Source organism: Treponema porcinum (assembly GCF_900167145.1).
In the GTDB taxonomy this organism is placed as follows: Bacteria; Spirochaetota; Spirochaetia; order Treponematales; family Treponemataceae; genus Treponema_D; species Treponema_D porcinum.
In genome coordinates this window covers 21,254-38,609 of the sequence record NZ_FUWG01000005.1, presented here as the reverse complement: position 1 = coordinate 38,609, position 17,356 = coordinate 21,254, and the positions used below count along the sequence as shown (strand labels likewise).

The 17,356-nt window shown below is 43.9% G+C and carries 14 protein-coding genes; 2 read left to right on the top strand and 12 right to left on the bottom strand.

What is annotated here, in order from left to right; all coding sequences use genetic code 11:
- Positions 1-28: 28 nt before the first annotated feature.
- From B5D55_RS03960 to B5D55_RS03950, 3 genes are read right to left on the bottom strand one after another with little or no spacing between them, the layout of a single operon-like run.
- Entirely contained in the window at positions 29-1,375 is a 1,347-nt protein-coding gene (locus tag B5D55_RS03960) for an MATE family efflux transporter (protein ID WP_078932702.1), read from the bottom strand.
- Positions 1,375-2,079 (bottom strand): hypothetical protein, encoded by a 705-nt coding sequence (locus tag B5D55_RS03955; RefSeq protein WP_078932701.1) that lies wholly within the window; start codon positions 2,077-2,079, stop codon positions 1,375-1,377. The genes B5D55_RS03960 and B5D55_RS03955 overlap by 1 nt, the downstream gene beginning before the upstream one ends.
- Before the next feature lie 17 nt (positions 2,080-2,096).
- A complete protein-coding gene (locus tag B5D55_RS03950) occupies positions 2,097-2,321 on the bottom strand; it encodes a hypothetical protein (RefSeq protein WP_078932700.1) in 225 nt (74 codons plus the stop codon).
- A 677-nt stretch (positions 2,322-2,998) separates the two neighbouring features.
- On the opposite strand from B5D55_RS03950, the gene B5D55_RS03940 reads away from it, so the two are divergent.
- Both B5D55_RS03940 and B5D55_RS03935 read left to right on the top strand, forming a co-directional pair.
- Positions 2,999-4,648 (top strand): formylglycine-generating enzyme family protein, encoded by a 1,650-nt coding sequence (locus B5D55_RS03940; protein WP_159446150.1) that lies wholly within the window; start codon positions 2,999-3,001, stop codon positions 4,646-4,648.
- A 188-nt stretch (positions 4,649-4,836) separates the two neighbouring features.
- On the top strand, positions 4,837-6,162 hold the full coding sequence (locus B5D55_RS03935; protein WP_078932697.1) for an ATP-grasp domain-containing protein: 1,326 nt from the start codon (positions 4,837-4,839) through the stop codon (positions 6,160-6,162).
- A gap of 284 nt (positions 6,163-6,446) precedes the next feature.
- Here the strand turns inward: B5D55_RS03935 and B5D55_RS03925 are convergent, their stop codons facing one another.
- The 9 genes from B5D55_RS03925 to B5D55_RS03885 all read right to left on the bottom strand — a co-directional run bounded on the left by B5D55_RS03925 (position 6,447) and on the right by B5D55_RS03885 (position 17,354).
- Complete coding sequence (locus B5D55_RS03925; protein WP_078932695.1) at positions 6,447-7,070, bottom strand: thiamine diphosphokinase; 624 nt, start codon at positions 7,068-7,070, stop codon at positions 6,447-6,449.
- Positions 7,067-8,329, bottom strand: a complete 1,263-nt coding sequence (locus B5D55_RS03920) for a lipid II:glycine glycyltransferase FemX (RefSeq protein WP_234975370.1) — start codon at positions 8,327-8,329, stop codon at positions 7,067-7,069. Before B5D55_RS03920 ends, B5D55_RS03925 begins: the two co-directional genes overlap by 4 nt.
- 32 nt (positions 8,330-8,361) lie before the next feature.
- Positions 8,362-10,680 carry a methionine--tRNA ligase gene (metG, locus tag B5D55_RS03915; protein ID WP_078932694.1) on the bottom strand — a complete coding sequence of 773 codons (2,319 nt, stop codon included), beginning with the start codon at positions 10,678-10,680 and terminating at the stop codon, positions 8,362-8,364.
- Positions 10,681-10,819: 139 nt separating this feature from the next.
- Entirely contained in the window at positions 10,820-12,088 is a 1,269-nt protein-coding gene (gene hydF / locus B5D55_RS03910; RefSeq protein WP_078932693.1) for a [FeFe] hydrogenase H-cluster maturation GTPase HydF, read from the bottom strand.
- A 9-nt stretch (positions 12,089-12,097) separates the two neighbouring features.
- Positions 12,098-13,516: a [FeFe] hydrogenase H-cluster radical SAM maturase HydG gene (gene hydG, locus B5D55_RS03905; protein WP_078932692.1), complete on the bottom strand. Its 1,419-nt coding sequence runs from the start codon at positions 13,514-13,516 to the stop codon at positions 12,098-12,100.
- A 30-nt stretch (positions 13,517-13,546) separates the two neighbouring features.
- Positions 13,547-15,556, bottom strand: a complete 2,010-nt coding sequence (locus B5D55_RS03900) for an alpha-amylase/4-alpha-glucanotransferase domain-containing protein (RefSeq protein ID WP_078932691.1) — start codon at positions 15,554-15,556, stop codon at positions 13,547-13,549.
- Positions 15,557-15,565: 9 nt separating this feature from the next.
- Positions 15,566-16,186, bottom strand: a complete 621-nt coding sequence (locus B5D55_RS03895; protein ID WP_078932690.1) for a 4Fe-4S dicluster domain-containing protein — start codon at positions 16,184-16,186, stop codon at positions 15,566-15,568.
- Positions 16,183-16,743, bottom strand: a complete 561-nt coding sequence (locus tag B5D55_RS03890) for a hypothetical protein (protein ID WP_078932689.1) — start codon at positions 16,741-16,743, stop codon at positions 16,183-16,185. The genes B5D55_RS03895 and B5D55_RS03890 overlap by 4 nt, the downstream gene beginning before the upstream one ends.
- Positions 16,740-17,354: a hypothetical protein gene (locus B5D55_RS03885; RefSeq protein ID WP_078932688.1), complete on the bottom strand. Its 615-nt coding sequence runs from the start codon at positions 17,352-17,354 to the stop codon at positions 16,740-16,742. Before B5D55_RS03885 ends, B5D55_RS03890 begins: the two co-directional genes overlap by 4 nt.
- Positions 17,355-17,356: the final 2 nt, after the last annotated feature.

Below are 17,356 nucleotides of genomic sequence, written 5' to 3'. Positions count from 1 at the left end.
ACGGAAAATTCCGCATTGCACAAAAAAATCAGCATTCGTTCCGCTTGAGAACTGCGGCAAAACATATAAGGTGTGCAATCCATGTAAGTACCCAGGAAATCGGGTACGACAGAAAAATCGTAAAGCACGAATGGAACTGCGGAAGTTGAAACACAGTTGCAATCCACAGAAGCCTTAGTCCGCATGCACCTACAAGCGTTACAGCCATCGGAAGTACGCTGTGTCCCGTTCCGCGCACCGTATTTCCCATACAGTCCATCATTCCGCAGAGCGCATACGTCGAACATACGATTTTAAGGCGCTGTACGCCTGCATCAATTACCAGCGGATTTTTTGAGAAAATTCCAAGCAGTCCGCGTGAAAAGAAAACGACTGCATTCCCAAGAACAAGCCCTATTACGATGACAATAAACTGCGAGATGACAGCGGCGCGCTTAATCCTGTCTTTTTTTCCTGCGCCCATATTCTGGCTTGTAAAGGTAAGCGTTCCCTGCGAAAATCCGTTCATCGACGTGTACACAAAGCCCTCTATGCTTATTCCTGCCGAATTTCCTGCGATGACAGTACTTCCGAAAGTGTTTATTGAGGACTGGATAATCACGTTTGAAAAAGAGAACATAATCCCTTGAAATCCTGCCGGTAGACCGATTTTTAAAATCCGTATGAAAATGTCGCGGTCAATATGAAGTTCTTTTACCGAAAGCCTGAAGTCATCCCTTTCCTGCGTAAGGATGAAAGTAATCAGCACTGCGGCAAAGCACTGAGAAATGACTGTTGCAAGTGCAACTCCGGCAACGTCCATCCTGAAAGTGATTACGAAAAGGAGATTAAGCAGAAGATTTATTATTCCTGCTGCAAAAAGAATGTAGAGCGGGCGTTTTGTATCGCCTTTTGCACGAAGAAGAGCACTTCCAAAGTTGTATATCATCGTGGCGGTAATTCCGCCAAAGTAAATCTGAAGGTATTTTGCGGCAAGATTAAGCACTTCCTCCGGTGCCTGCATCATACGCAGGAGAAGTTTTGCGCCCGCAACTCCAAGTACAGTAAGCAGAACGCCGGAAAAAACGCTCAGGAGCATTGCCGTATGAACCGTCTGCTGAAGGCAACGTTTTTTCCCTGCACCAAAGTAGTTTGCTGCAACAACATTCGTTCCGATAGAAAGCCCCTGAAACAAATTTACAAGCAGGTTTATGAGGGAACTTGTAGAGCCTACAGCCGCAAGCGAATTGTCACCGGCAAAACGCCCTACAACAATAACGTCCGCCGCATTAAAAAGCAGCTGAAGTACGCTTGAAAGTATTAACGGAACTGAAAACGCAATCAGTTTTGAGGTAATTGCCCCTTCCGTCATATTAATCTGTGTCTGCTTCATCATCAGTTCTCATACCACGCAGCGGCAGTCTGGTCTGCCAGCTGAAGCAGGACAACAAGCGGATTTGTAAGGAAATTAGAATAGTTCATACGCTCAAGGTCAGAAAGATCGCTGAATCCCATGTGGCGGCTCACCGCCTCTATTACGATTCTGTTCTTTATGTAGGATGGCATAACCTCAAGCAGGATAAGTACGGATTCATTTCCGTGCCCCAGATTTCTTAAGTCATCTCTTGTCTTATAGTAGGATTTTTTTGTCCAGTTTCCGAAGATATCCTTAGTATTCCTGAAGTTTATTTCATAGCTTCCAGCCTTGCAGAAGTCGTGTGCAAGCGCCGCAATAAAAATATCCTTTGCGGCAAACGAATAGCGGTCTGCAAATTTAGAGCGGAAAAAATCATCCAGAACTGGTCGGGCAAACTTAAGGCTCTGGTAGATTACTTGAAGCGTATGCACGCAGAGACCGCTTTCAAAGTCGCCGTGAAAACGCGTTGATGCCGGAGATTTGTAGAAATCGTGCGTTTCCATCCAGTCAAGGAGAGCCTGTTTTTCCGCCGCATTCTGTATCGTAAAGTCAATCATCTGTTCAAGTGTAAGCTTTACCATTCCAAGATTAAAGCCGTCCTCCGTAATCGGACAGTTCCTTTCGTATATTGCAAGCAGTTCGTCTGTCTGACTGTACAAAGTCTGTATTTCTTCCTGTGTCATAGCCGTGTTCCTTTTTTTTACAGAATTTCTATCATTTCCCTGAAATAATGATTTTCAACCTTTGCTTCATTAAGCAGTTCGCCTAGCGAATACCAGCGTGTTCCCGTATACAGCTCGCCGAACTGTATATAGTCGCGGTGAAATTCATCCGTTCCATAAGTGATATTGTATTTTTTTCCGTTATAGGAAAACTCATATTCCTTTTTTGTGTCGATAAGAAACTGGAATTCTTCTTTTGTCATACGTGAATACTATCAGATTTCAGAAGATGTTGCGAGTGGGATTGACCTTTTTATAGTATGCCTTTTTTTGTGACATTACGCATATTTTTTCCTGCATTTTTTGCCTTTTTTCAAAAAAAAATCGATTTAATGCAAACCTTTTTGATTTTCAAAACAATAAATCCGTGCTAAAATCAGTTTATGTTTATGGATAATGTTGAGTCAGTTTATTTTAACAAAGTGAAATGGGGGGGGGTACAGGTTTAACGACTTATTCATCTGAATACGGGTTTGCCTGCGCCTTGCAGTTTTGCAGGGGCAAAACTGCGGTAGACAGTTCTGAAAATTATAGAGCAGGTTCTGCTGATTCTTTATCTGTAGCAGATAAATTTAATTACCCGGAATTTTTAACAGAAACAGAATTATATAAACAGAAAAGGACGCATTCTTTTTGTCTTTTGGGCAGAAGAAGTGCGTCCTTTTTGCGTTTAAACGAATTTTTCGGTTGCGGAATTTTCCCGAAACCTTCTCCGGTACAAAAACAGCGTTCTGTAAATTGCTGGAGTCTGTCCGATTGAAAAACTTGACTTTGGCAGTGTGCTGAATAAGTCGTTGTTCGGTAATCAAAAAAGGCGTTGTCTTTTTAATATAGATGTAAAAAGTCTTGGAGGGTGTAAGTAATTATGGGAGTAAATACTATGAAAAAAATCAACTTGTTTGCCTCTCTTTCGGCAATGATTATGGCACTTGCATTTATGAGCTGTCAGACAGATTCTGACAGCCACGAACACAGTTTTTCAGAAGAATGGAAATATGATGAAACATACCACTGGCATGAGGCAACTTGTGAACACAAAACCGCAGTGGGCAGTAAGGAAGAGCACACCTTTGGCGAATGGACTGTAACGGTTGTAGCAACGGAAGCAAATAAAGGTTCAAAAGAAAGAGTTTGCAGCGTGTGTCTTTATAAACAAGTAAAGGCAATTCCAAGACTTGATCATGAGCATGACTGCTCTGAGGAATGGAAAACTGATGCGGTCTATCACTGGCATGTTTGCAGTATCTGTAATGAACTTGTTGAAAAAGAAGAACACGCCTTTGGTGACTGGAAAATAATAACAGAACCGACAGACAATACTAAAGGCTTAAAAGAAAGAGTTTGCAGTGTGTGTAACTATAAGGAAGAACGAAACGTTGCAGAACTTTCTCATGAACATAAGCAAAAAGAAGAATGGAAATCTAACGTAGTAAAACACTGGCATGAATGCAGTGAATGCAATAATGTAGTTGAAGAAAGCGAAGCAGCGCATAGTTTTGGGTCTTGGACTGTAACTAAAAAACCTACAACGGAAGATGGTGAAAAAGAAAGAATTTGCAACGTATGTTCATATAAAGAAACGCAGGTTATTCCAAAAATTTTTTTAAAAATAGATGGCGGCACAATTACAGGAAAGGAAAATAAAACCAATGACTCTGGTGTGTTTACTAAAGGCAGGGAGATAACTCTCAGTAATTTTTATATGTCAAAATACGAAGTAACAAAAGCTCAGTACAAGGAAATAATGGAAGATACAGCCCTGAATACGCTTGCAATTACAGCTGATCCAAGTTACAGCTCCTTACAGCCGGAAAGTTACGTAATTGCAGATGGAGAAGAAGATTCAGAACGTCCTGTAGAAAACGTAACATGGTATGATGCCGTCTACTTCTGTAATCTTTTAAGCCAGAAAGAAGGTCTTGAACCTGTCTATACGATTAAAAATCCCGAAACTGAAGTCATTTCAGATGCAGGAAAATCCGTTACATACATAAAGAATGCCACAGTAACAGCTGACCATACTAAAAACGGTTACCGACTGCCAACAGAAGCAGAATGGGAATATGCTGCCCGCGGAGGAGATCCAAATCTGGATGAATGGGATTATCCTTTCAGCGGTTCAGATACAGCAGACGAAGCAAAATATACTGACAGTCGGAACTCGGGATTGGATGCAGCAGGCTGGTATTACTATAACACCTGTAACGGCGGTATAACTTCAACTGAAATTCCATCTAGCGGGAAGAAAGGTTACGGTGCCCATCAGGTAGGACAGAAGAAACATAATGTTCTTGGCTTATATGACATGAGCGGAAACGTATGGGAATGGTGTTATGACTTATATGACTACAGTACAGCCCAAAGAAGTGAAAATGACCCGACTGGTCCTGATTCTGGTTCCTACCGCGTTAAACGTGGCGGTTCTTGGAACAATGGCGCATACGATGCATCAGTATGTTTCTGGAGTTGCTTTAATCCATCTGAAAAAGGTAATTCTCTGGGCTTCCGCCTTGTTCGCTCCGCCGACTAGCGCTGGCTGGTTCTATAAGGAAAATATTTAAATTGGGGCTGTCTAATAATGCACAGATGCTGAACTGAATTCAGCATGACAATATTCTTTAGGCAGCCCCTTTTTTATGTTTTTCTATTATCTTGATAAAAACAGGGGCACTTTCTGCCCTTTTCTTTTAGGCAAAGAACGGCTAGTATTCAGATGATATGAAAGTCGTTTTTTACAGCACTAATTCAAATGAATTTGACGGCAATGTAATGCATTACAGGACGTTTCCGTCGTGCCGGGAACAGTTCGAAAAACTTGCATCTTCTTTTCCGGAACATCGCTTTGCCGTCGTAACGCAGTTACCTGGAATGTTCCTGCTTGATGTCTGCGGTTCTTCCGTTCAGGAAAAGGCAGACGGCGTTGAATATATCATTACGCAAAAACAAAATGCAGAAGACATTGCTTCTGACATTCTTTCACTTAATCCTGACGTTGCCGTTGCCTGTACGTTCTGGACTGCGCCGTTTGACTGGCTTGGCATAAAAGATGCGCTTGTGGCAGACATCCTTCGCGATCACGGTATTCATACGCTGTGCAATTCTTCCTCTTTCGAGGCGGACTGTTTTGACAAGCAGCGCACTCACCTGCTTCTGGAACGGCTCGGCATCCGGACTGCAAAATCGGTCTATGTACACCACGAACAGTTCTGGGCGGAACGCAATCACCGCGATGTCCGCGTAAACTGCTATAAAGAATACGTATTCAACAGACTTCGTTCCCTTCGCTATCCTGTAGTCATAAAAGATACTGTCGGTCTCAGTTCCTACGGAATGGAAGTTGCAAAGACTTTTGCGCAGGCAAAGGCCTTCCTTCTTTCAAAGAAAAACGGAAGCGACCGCATTGTTGAAGAATATATATCAGGATTTCAGTTCGGGGCGGAAGTATACGGTTCTGCCGGAAATTACGCTGTATGCGGTCCGTTTTTGTTTTCCGTAAACCAGTACGGAATTACAAGCCCCAAACAGAGCGTAAAGGCAGGTCCTGTAGACAATGCGCGTTTTGAGCCGGAAAAGCTCCGGTCGCTCCTTCTGCGCGTTTCTGATGCCTGCGGTGTTTGCGGCGTAGCGCAGTTCGACCTTGTTTTTGACCCAGCCGAAAGGGAATGGTACGTTTTAGAGATAAATCCGCGCCTTTCGGGGATGAGTAATGCCTCTGCCTGTGCGTACGGCGCATCTCCCCTTTCCCTGCTCCTTTCTCCGCCGCATAAATGTCCGCCAAAAATGGTAATGGCCTTTAAGTTTCCGCTGCTTTCAGACGTGGTGCTTCAGAAACTTTACGAATTTCCGTCCGTCCTTCACGTGTCGCAGACTGAAAACGAGGCGGCAAGGCAACGGCGTGAATGCGGTTTCTGCGAGGTTATTTTCGGCGGCAGGAATTCTCCCTGCGAACTGCGTTCCGACCTTGAAAAACTTGCTTCTTCATTCCCGGACGTAATTGAACCTGCGTTCTACAAAAATGCGGTTGAAATGATTGACGTACTGTAAAACAATTCGTGCTGTCTGAAAAATTACGTTTTAGCCGGCCGGCAGATGCTGAAGCCACGGGATGTTCCCGAATGCAGTTTTTCTTTCTGGTGAGTCTTCGGGATTTTCCCGAACGTTCACCCTGCACAAAATCAGTTCTCGGCAGCGTGCCGAAAGTTCTCCTACGCTAAAGCAGTCTTCGGAATTTTCCCGAAAACAGGTTTTTCTTTTGGAAAGCCATCGGGGGTTTCCAGAACGTTCACCCAATGAAAAAAACGTTCTAGGCAATCCGCGGAACGTAGAATCTAGCGGAGAACGGACTCTACTACAAGAAGAATTCCGTCCTTTACGCCGATTTCTGCCGTATTTTCCGCCCATTCGTTGCTTACTCCAAGCGGAAAGGCATTCGTAAGAACGGCGTTGTCAAGCGTATATTTTGTACCTTTTTCGTATACGCCGTATGAAGCGTCCGTAATGGAGAAAACAGAAAGTGACGTGCCGGCAGTTTTTTCAAGAGTGACGGAGCTGTTTTTGAAAACGAATGCCTTTTCGCCTTCTCCAAGAAGCGTTGTCCGCGCTCCGTTTTTTGCCGCATACGCTGCTGCCTGTACAATACCTACAGCGTGGTCAAAACGTCCTCCGAACGCGCACGCAACTGTAATGTCTGTAAAGCCGTGGTCCAGCGCGTATTTTACTGCGCACATTGTATCGGTATCGTCCTTTTCGCGCGGAAAACGCATTGTCTGAATTCCAGTCGGCAGCTCTTCCGTGCAGGAGTCAAAATCTCCCATAATAAGATGCGGCGTTATTCCAAGTCGTTTTGCATAGTCCGCGCCCCTGTCGCAGGCGATTACGAATTCCGCAGACTGAACGGCGGACTTTTCCGGCTCACAGAATTTTCCTCCGGTAATAATAAGGCAGTTTTTCATCTTCCCCTAATCTTTTTCATTATTTTTTTATGCCAGAATGCGCGCAGGGATTCTGCTGCAATACACGCGCGGTACAGAATGTGTACCGGTACGTCAAATGTTCCTATTCGGTGGATATTCTTTCCGCCGAATCCTGTCTTGAAAAGATACAGTCCGTGCATAGGGTGATTTTCATCGTCGGTCGGCGGCATTCCGTACATATCGTAATAAAGGCTGCCGTATTTTTTTGCATCCTGCATTGCCGTCCACTGCAAGAGAAAATTCGGCATAAGATTGCGCTTTACGTTGCTTGAGCAGCCGTAAAGATAAACGCTTTCTGTCCTGCTGAAAAGCGTAATGATTGCGCCAAGATAGTCGTCTTCGTGCTTTGCAAGATACAGCGTAACGGCAGGAACGTTTTTTTTCTGCGCAAGTTCATCGCTTGATTTTTTCAGCAAATCTTCATAATACGATTTTGAGTGGATTGCAATTCCGTCGCGCTCAGAAGTGATTTTATACAAATCGTAGAAAACGTCGAGTTTTTCGGAAAAAAGCGGATCTGCGCCGGTAACTTTTTCAATCTGCACGCCCTTTCGTTCGCTCAGGCGGATATTGTATCTCCATTTGCTTTTCATCCGTTCAAGGATTTCTTCTGTATCTGGAGTAAGGTCTACGAGCGTAGAGTCCGGCGGCTGAATGTCAACGCTGTTTTTCCTTAGATGAAGCCTGTCCGCGAACGATACGAGTTTTAGTCCGTAATTGAATGCATCGCGCTCTTCCGGAGTTCCGAATGACACTGCCGGGTCAAAGCGTATGCAGATTGTATTTTTAGGAAGATACGGCTTGAGCGCTGCGGCAATTTCCTTTACAAGATGCGCAAATTCGATTGTCTGCGTTTCCGCCGTAACAAGCGGTTTTTCAATGACCGCCGTTCCGTCCGAGTCAAGCGCATCTTCTATTGTTTCTTCCGGAGTACATTCAAACGGCAGCTGCGGAAAAAGCGGTATGTATGCGATTGAAAAAAGTCCGTGCGCAAAAGAGCGCGTAAGGACGGAAAATTCGCCTGTTTTCTCCGTTTCTGCATTCTGCCCGGCGGAGGCGTTTTTTCCGCACGAATGCGGCTTTTCCGCCTCATCTTCACGGAACGTCTGCCGGATGGAAAAACGGCTGTAATTCCATCCGTGCGCCGCCTTGAATTCGCTCCAGAACGGCGTCTGTAGAAATGAGCCTATATTCGTATTGTCTGTTTGAGCCAGCCGTGAAATTGAAATAGAAAACACGTTTATCCCCTGCACCATCATTCTGTCATCAATTAGTGCACGTCGCCGTTTACGGTAAACTGCGTTTCAAGCGGCTTTCCGTCTGCAACAAGTTTTTTTCCGCCAATCTGAACGGTCTTGTCAACGACTTTTACTTCTACCTTAAAGAAGTCGTCCGCGCTGATAGTTTCCGGCTTTGATGAAGGAACAGGATCTCCCTCAAGAACGACTTCCGTTCCCGGTGCAGCCCACGGCGCGGTAAGAACTTCAACGCATTCTTTTCCGTCGGCAGACGTATAGTCAGCGGCAAGAAGCATTCCGCGGCTTTCTATTCCGCGCATTTTCCTAGGCGCAAGATTGTCTGCAAGAATAATGTGCTTTCCGAGAAGTTCCTCTTCCTTAAGATACGGAACAAGTCCGCTCTGAATTACGCGTTCCGTTCCTGTTCCGTCGTCAAGGTGTTCGATATACAGTTTTTCTGCTTCAGGATTGCGGTCAACTTTTATGATTTTTGCAACGCGAAGCCTGATTGTATTTGAAAAATGCGCTGCCTGACGGTCAAAAGGCAGAACTTCCTCTTCCGCCTTTTTCTCTGCCTTTTTAGGCTTTTGTTCAGTCTTTTTTGCGTCTTTTCTTTCTTTCTGATTTCCTGAGAATTTTTCGCGGAAGTTTTCCATAGTCTTTTTGTCCATAGGAGTAAAGTAAACTTCCGTTGCACTGATTTCAGAAAGTCCGTCCGTCTTTGCAAGGTCAGACCAGTTCAGTCCCGGTTTTGTTTCCGTTCCGACTTTCTTTTCTTCGATTGACTTACCGAAATACGACATAACTTTCTGAGTGTACTGCGGCATATACGGATTCATCATAATCATAAGGTCTTTGATTACGTAGCACAGGTTTCGGATAAGCTTTGCGGCCTGCTCCGGCGCTGTAGTCCGGGTTTTCCACGGCTCTGCTGCCTGGAATGCCTTGTTGCAAATATCAGCAATTCCGAACATTTCGCGGAATGCGTCCTTAAGTTCAGCCCATTCAAGAAGTTCAGTTATTTTTGCTTCGCGTGCCTTTACTTCATTCCACAGTTCTTCGTCAACAGGAGCGGCAGGAATTTTTCCATCGTAGTATTTATTTACGAACAGAAGAGTTCTGTTTACAAGATTTCCAAGATTTCCGATAAGTTCGGAATTCATCTTTTCCTGAAAGTCTTTCCACATAAACTGGAAGTCCTGTTTTTCCGGGCGGTTGTAGAAAATGTAGAAACGCCAGGCATCTGCCGGAATTCCTGTTTCAATTGCATCTGTTCCGAAAACGCCTACTCCGCGGCTCTTTGAGAATTTGGAATCTTCATAGTTCATATATTCCGTTGAACTCATATGATACAGTTTTGTCCAGTTATGCGGAGAACCGAGCAGCGTACACGGGAAAATTACTGTATGGAACGGAATGTTGTCCTTTCCGATGAACTGGAACAAATCTACCGGCGCTTTGCCTTTTGCCTCTTCGCTTTCTTCCGGGAGCCACCAGGATTTCCAGTCGAACGACTGCTTTCCGGCTTTTGCAAGTTCGTTTGCAAGCTGTTTTGTAATTGAAAGATAGCCGATAGGCGCGTTGAACCATACGTAGAATACTTTGTTTTCATAGCCTGTTTTTGGAACTGGAATTCCCCATTTTAAGTCGCGGGTGATTGCGCGTTCGTTCAGACCGTCGCGAATCCATGCTTTTGTAATGTTGATTGCATTGTCTGCCCAGCGGCCTTCGCAGCTTGTTTTGGACATCCATTCGTCAAGTTTTTTTGAAAGCGCCGGAAGGTCAATGTAAAGGTGCTTTGTTTCGCGGACTTCCGGCGTTGAGCCGCACGTTGCGCATTTCGGTTCTTTCAGTTCTACCGGGTCAAGAAGAGCGCCGCAGTCGTCGCACTGGTCGCCGCGTGCTTTTGAACTTCCGCACTTAGGGCAGATTCCGTTTACGTACCTGTCGGCAAGAAAGCGGTTGCAGTGAGGGCAGAAAAGCTGCCTGTTCGTCTTTTCGTGTATAAGTCCGGCTTCGTCAAGGTCTTTAAAAAGCGACTGCGTTATTTCAGTACATTCTTCGTTTGAGGTTCGTCCGAATTTATCAAAATTGATGTGAAACCAGTCGTAGATTTTTGTGTGTTCGCCGTAGTAATAGTCGCACAGTTCGCGCGGAGTTTTATTTTCTTCAAGTGCTTTTGTTTCCGTTGCAGTGCCGTATTCGTCCGTTCCGCAGATATACAGCGTGTCATAGCCGCGGCTGCGGCAAAATCGTGCGAATACGTCGCCGCTGAGCATCTGGATAAGGTTTCCAAGATGCGGAATATTATTTACGTAAGGTAATGCTGAAGTAATCAGTCGTCTGTTCATTAAATCCCCCAAGTATCTATTATCTCTTGTCCTTTATAATTTTATAGTAAGAACCTGACAGTTCGTTTCAGTATAAAGATTTTTCAGCGTTTATACAATGAGATTGATTTTTTGTGTTTTGCGAATGCTGCCGCATCATTCATTCCGGGATTGCAACGTCATCAAGTATTCCTGTAAGGAATGCGATTGCAAGCCCGTAGTTTGTCATCGGTATTCCGGCAAGAGCCGCGCGTTTCTGCCTGTCCTGCACGTATGATGAATTGTGTATGCAGGCACCGCAGTGAATTATAAGGTCGTAAGGCGCGGCTGCGTTTTTTCCCTGCTGAAGCGGTTTTAAATCCGGAAAATCAGTTCCGCGTTCAAAATCGATTTGAATTTCCGGAATGAGTTTTTTCAGCAGTGCAGGAATTTTTACCCTGCCGATGTCTTCTTCAAGCGGAACGTGGGTACAGGCTTCTGCAATAAGAACGCGGGACGTTTTTTTCAGGTTTGCGATGGCGTATGCGCCTTCCCTGTATTTTGATATGTCGCCCTTTTGTGCAGCCATAAGAATTGAAAAAGACGTAAGAAGGCTCTGAACAGGTTTATGCGCATACACAGTTTTGAAAGCCTGCGAATCCGTTATGATGAGCGAAGGGGGCTGTTTGAGGGTAGAAAGCGTTTCTTCAACTTTATCTGCCGTACAGCAGGAAACAAGGCATTTTTTGTCTAAAAGTTCGCGTAAAACCTGTACCTGCGGAAGAATAAGTCTTCCTTTTGGTGCTTCAATGTCCTGCGGCATAACAAGCAGGACAGACTCATTTTCCGTGCAGAGATTTCCGGTAAAAGTTTTTGGCGAAAGGAATTCCTGAGGAATGCACCCGGCTATTTTTTCCAAAAGCGCGGATACGCACTTCTCTGTATTTTGAACAGTACTGAAAAAGACAGGATTTGTATTCACTTGCCGTATGATTTTTTGTACATACTCAGCACGTTCAGAGTTCGTCATTAAATCACATTTTGAAAGGACAGGTATTATCTTCTTCCCGGACTCATTTACAAGTTTAAGCCAGGATAAAGCCGTCGGAGAACCTGTATCACCGGCAGTTTCGTCGTAAAACGTATCTGCCGAAAAAACGCAGATAATCATATCCGCAGAACGGATTGCCTCCAGCGTTTTTTCAGTTCTAAGCGCGCCAAGTTCCGTGTTGTCACCAAATCCTGCCGTATCAACAAAAATGACCGGTCCTGTTCCGTGAAGTTCCATCGGCTTTTTTACAGGGTCAGTTGTCGTTCCCTTTGTGCTGCTGACAACGGAAGTATGCTGACCGGTCAGCGCATTCAAAAGTGAGGATTTTCCGGAGTTTGCAGCGCCTGTAATGACTATGTGAAGCCGCTGTGCTTCCGGAGTTTTATTCTTGACGTTCATACATTATTCCTAAAACCTGAAATCTCGTTTTCCCTGCACTTCTTCTGCGATATATTTTCTGCACCGCTCTTTTACCGCCTGATTGGGAATGTTCTCAAGTTCTTTCTGAATAAGCTGTTCTCCGGCAATGCGCGTTTTTTCCTGCGCGTAGTCTTCAAGATATTCCTTTAATGTCATAAGCGCATTCGGATGGCAGCAGTTTGCAATCTGCCCGGATTTCAGAAGGCTCATAAAACGGTCGCCGGTTCGCCCCTCACGGTAGCAGGCGGTACAGAAACTCGGTACAAAACCGTTCTGCATAAGCCAGAAAATTACTTCATCCAGCGAACGTGTATCGCTCACGTCAAACTGCGCAGTATCAACAGGACTCTCTTTTTCCGTGTAACCGCCTACGCTCGTCCTTGAACCGCCTGAAATCTGGCTTACGCCCAGCGGCAAAATCATCGCCCTCGTCCGCTCGGATTCTCTGGTAGACACAATCATTCCTGTATAAGGAACTGCAATGCGAAGGCACGCAACTATTTTGCAGAACGTTTTGTCGTCTACTGCATCAGGAAACTTAGCCGGATCAATGCCGTCTGCCGCCCTTAGACGCGGTACGGAAATCGTATGAGGACCGCACCCTTTTGCCGCTTCAAGATGTTCTGCGTGCATAAGCTGTCCAATAAAATCATATCGGTATGAATTAAGTCCGTACAGAACGCCGCAGCCAACGTCGTCAATTCCTCCGTCCATTGCCCTGTCCATTGCTTCCGTATGATAAAAGTAGTCTGATTTTGGTCCGGACGGGTGCAGGCCATCGTATTGTTTTTTATTATACGTTTCCTGAAACAGAATGTACGTTCCTATTCCCTCTTTTTTCAGGAGCGAATAGTTTTCTACTGTAGTTGCGGCAATATTTACATTTACCCGGCGGATTGAGCCGTTTTTGTGTTTTACGGAATAGATTGTCCGTATACTTTCAAGAATGTACTCAATCGGATTTTCATTCGGATCTTCGCCTGCTTCTATTGCAAGCCTCTTGTGTCCCATATCCTGAAGCGCAATGACTTCACTGCGTATTTCGTCCTGCGTAAGTTTCTTTCGGGAAATGTGCCTGTTCGCACCGTGATACGGACAGTAAGTACAGCCGTTTATACAGTAATTTGAAAGATAAAGCGGCGCAAAAAGAACTATTCTGTTTCCGTAGAATTTCAGCTTTATTTCTTTTGCAAGCGACAGTATTTCTTCGTTCAAATCCGGCTGGTCACATTCCAGTAAAACGGCTGCCTCGCGGTGGGTTACGCCCCTGCACTTACGGGCTTTTTCCAAAATGTTTAGAAGAAGCGGACGGTCAGAACGGTGCTTTTCTGCATAATCAAGCGTTTCCAGAATTTCATCATCATTGATAAAATCGTCCGCATACGATGACAGGACATTGTAGCTCACGGGAATGCCTCTTTATCTTTATTTCTATCTTTATTTTTTTACAGTCCGGCGTTTTTTATGCATATTGAAAATACTGAAATTTATCGTTTTTTCCATTTCCATACCGGGCTCAAGGTTTATGTCCCAGAACAACGTATTTGCAAACGTCATACTTGCAGGAACATTCTCGCCGGTCGTGTATTCTGGGCGATTAAAGACAATCGGGAAAAATGAAAGACCGCACTGCTCGTTCGGCTCAAACATAAACGAAATGGAATTATCCGTATCTGTCAGCTGGAAACCTTCTACATTTGCAAGCTTTCCTGATGCATTCAGCGCTTTAGAAGAAGATTTAGTGTCGATTTCCTGTTTCTGTCCGTCCGTAAGAATTTCAAGCCTGTATGCGTTAAAATCCTGCGCGTTGAAATTTGTCTGCGCAAAACTTGACTCTACTGCAAATTTTGCCTTGAGCTGACGGCTGCTTTCGTTTTTCAGAATGTACTGGATTGTAAGACCGCTTGAAGAGGCAAGAATTTTCTTGCGCAATGAAACGTTCTGTCTGTTTTTAAACAGCGCACACACTGAAAGCTGGATTTCCTTGTGCTGTGCAGAAAACTTTGACTCCGTGTAAATCATTTTTGAAAAAACGCCGTTTCCGGTCGGTTTGTTCAAAAGATATTCGCTGAATTCTTCGTCCGTAAAAATATGGTCTACGAAAAGTCCGCGTTCGTAATTATCATTGCAGTTCTCAAATTCCTGTACCCGGCTAAGATTGTCCGCATAGTTTCCGGAAGCCTGCATCAAGTCAAATTCCCGGATTGCTCCGCCAAGAAGGTTCACCGCCGCAAAATAATTCTGCATACGGATGATGTATTCGTTCAGCCCGTCGCCGTTATAGTCAAAGCAGGAAACAGACTCCTCAAATTCATTGCATTCGCGTACGATTTTTTCTGCCTCAACAAGATTTTTGTATGAATTCTGTCGGAACGATGAATTGACGAATGCGCCTTCCGCCGTACAGATAAAGCTGTTTCCGTTCTGTGCTTCCCACAGTTTGTCGCGTGCGACTTTTTTGCGTATTTTATCTCCGTGGCTTTGATTTACCAGCATACTTACGTACATCATCCTGTCGTATAAAGCCCTGCTCTGCGGATAAAGCTGCAGAAAATCATAAATCGTTACAGGAAAGTAACTTGTCGTTTTTACAGCCTTGTACGGTTTTATTGCCCACTGAGCAATTTCTCCGCTCATTCCGGCTGGAATGAACACCGGCTGAAATACAACGGAATTTTTTACGACATTCGACGGTATGCTGAGAATGCATTTTTCGTTTTTTTCGTCAGAAATGACAGTGGAAAGATTTTCAAGCCAGCCTGACTCAAGAAGTTTTTTTAATTCCTTGTGCGAAAACTGAATTGATATTACTTTTTCGCCGGACTGTATATGCGGCTCGGAATTCCGCTGTGATTTCTGGACTTTTGCAGTAACTGCATCAATAAAGCCGGAAATCTGAACGTTCGGCTGCGGTTTCAGCGAATTTTCTACCGGCAGAATTATAATCGATTTTCCCTTGTCGGACATTATAAGCGGAATGCACGTGTTTTTTTCAGGAGGAACAAGCGTTTCGTCAAGCATTACGAATTCCATTCCGCAGGTTGAAAAGCAGGAAAGAAGTGACGATTCCCAGATGCTTGCACACATAGAAAGACCTCGCGGCCGTTTTCCTACAGCTTCGCGTATGCTTGAAGAAAGAAGTTCTATCTGCCCTGTCCTGTCACGCGGAAACAAAAGCGGGAATACCGGGTCATAAAAACCTCCGCCAAGAATTTCAATCTGTTTTCTGCCTATTAGCATCTGCAATATTTCAATGAATTCAGGATGTTTTCTGCGGTAAAATTCAAACTGAGGACCGTTAAAAGAGAAAGACAGGCAGAATGCTGGGTGAGAATATAGAAATTTCGCGACCGGCTTGTAAATATTCTGATATTCCTTTTCAAGAACATCTGACTGAAAACTATCAATCATCGAAGATTTTACGCCGAAACAAATGTGTACTGACATAAACTCTAATTATTTTTTCTTGGCGTCAATTATTCTATAACAAGATGCCCATATTTTAAAGTATTTTTTTACAGGTTCTTCAATTATTTCTTCCTTTTGTATTGACGAACAGGTTGTAAACGGCTGGTCTGTATTTGAACATACAACCATTCTCTTTACCGATTTATCAACAAGCTGAATAATGCCTTTCGGACAAAGAGGAATGCATTTTCCGCAGCCTATGCAGAAGTTTGAAATAACGGCGGTACCGTTCATTATTGTAATTGCGCGCTGGGGGCATGCTGCGGCGCAATCCCCCTTCCCTATGCACATATAGTTACAGCCGCCGATAGAACCGTATTCCGCTGCAATGACTGCGCAGGAAAGTCCGGGATAATTCTGTACTTCTGGCGGTTCTGAAAATGTTTTATGGCAGGAGCATTTTACGACTGCCTTTACCTGTGACGCACCTGCCTGCTGAATGGCAAGTTTTCCAAGTTTCTTGAAATTATATTCTGCCTTTGACAGCAGAAAATTGTCAGTTATGCCGGTCTGTTCAGAAACTGCCGGAGAAAGAATGCACGTAATGAAAAACAGCAGGGTGGCAATGATAAGCAGAAAAAGAACAAACAGAATAATCCGTAAAATCATTTTATAACTCCTGGAGTAAGCCAGCTTACATTTCCGGCTGAAATGATAATTATAATTACGGCAAGCACAATTAAAAGCAGCGATTTTTTGTTTGCATGCCTTTCCGTTATTCCAAGAATATTTATTTTTCCATTGACTGCATACAGTACAGGAATAAGGCAGAAAAATGACAGAAGGCTTGAAAGTGAAATAAGAATTGTATCTAAAATATTTACGCTTTCGTTCAGGGCAAGCAGTACAATAAGAAAAGAAAAACAGAAGTCTGACGTAACAGTGCTCGTTGTAATCCTTATTATCGTTTCAAGGAATACGGAAATTGTCATAAATACAAGCAGTGCTGCAAGCGGATAGAGTTCCGTAATTCTAAGGGGAATAAGGAACTGCTGGATAATAATCCAGGACAGCACGGTTGAAATAAGGACTGTAAATACTGACTTTACAAAATAAAGTTTTAGTTCTGAAATTGAATCGCAGAATATCGTTGCGTTGTTCAGACCTATTCCATAAACAAGAACAGCCGAGGAAAAAAGAAAATAATGAAGTATTGTAAAAATCATTTGTCAATTCCCGCCTTTATGATAATTTTAAACTTTTTTTCCATCGCAAGAAACAAAGAAAGAAAAAGAGCTGAAAGTACAAGCGCACCTGGAATTGTTGCAAAAAAAGTACCTGCTGCCGAATAATTTTCAGGAAACAGGACAATTTCAATCATTTTTCCCGGAGCCGGCAAAGTAATCGTTCCATAGCCGATGCAGTCCCTTATAAGAACAAAAACAAGCATATATACAGTAAAGATAAGCGGAGGCGCAAAGTTTCCCAAAAAATCAGTTTTGAGAGGCGGCTGTTTTTCCTTAATCAGAAAAACTGTCGTAAAAGACGAAATTGACGGCAGGTACAGAACAAAGCTGAGCTGGAGCGCCGTTTCAGGCATAAAAAGAATAAGCAGCTGCTTGAAGAGAACTGTAAAACTTACAAGAAATGCGCACATTGCGGCAGTCCTGAGTTCATTTATGCGCAGTGTTTTTAGCAGTGCACTGAACAGAGTTCCGAAAACAGTCAGCAGGAAAACTTCTGTCGCAATGATAATGCCGATTGCAAATCTTCCGGGAATGACAATTGCCATTGCACAGGTTGCCGTCATATAAATTGAAATTGCTTTCCGTGTCATAG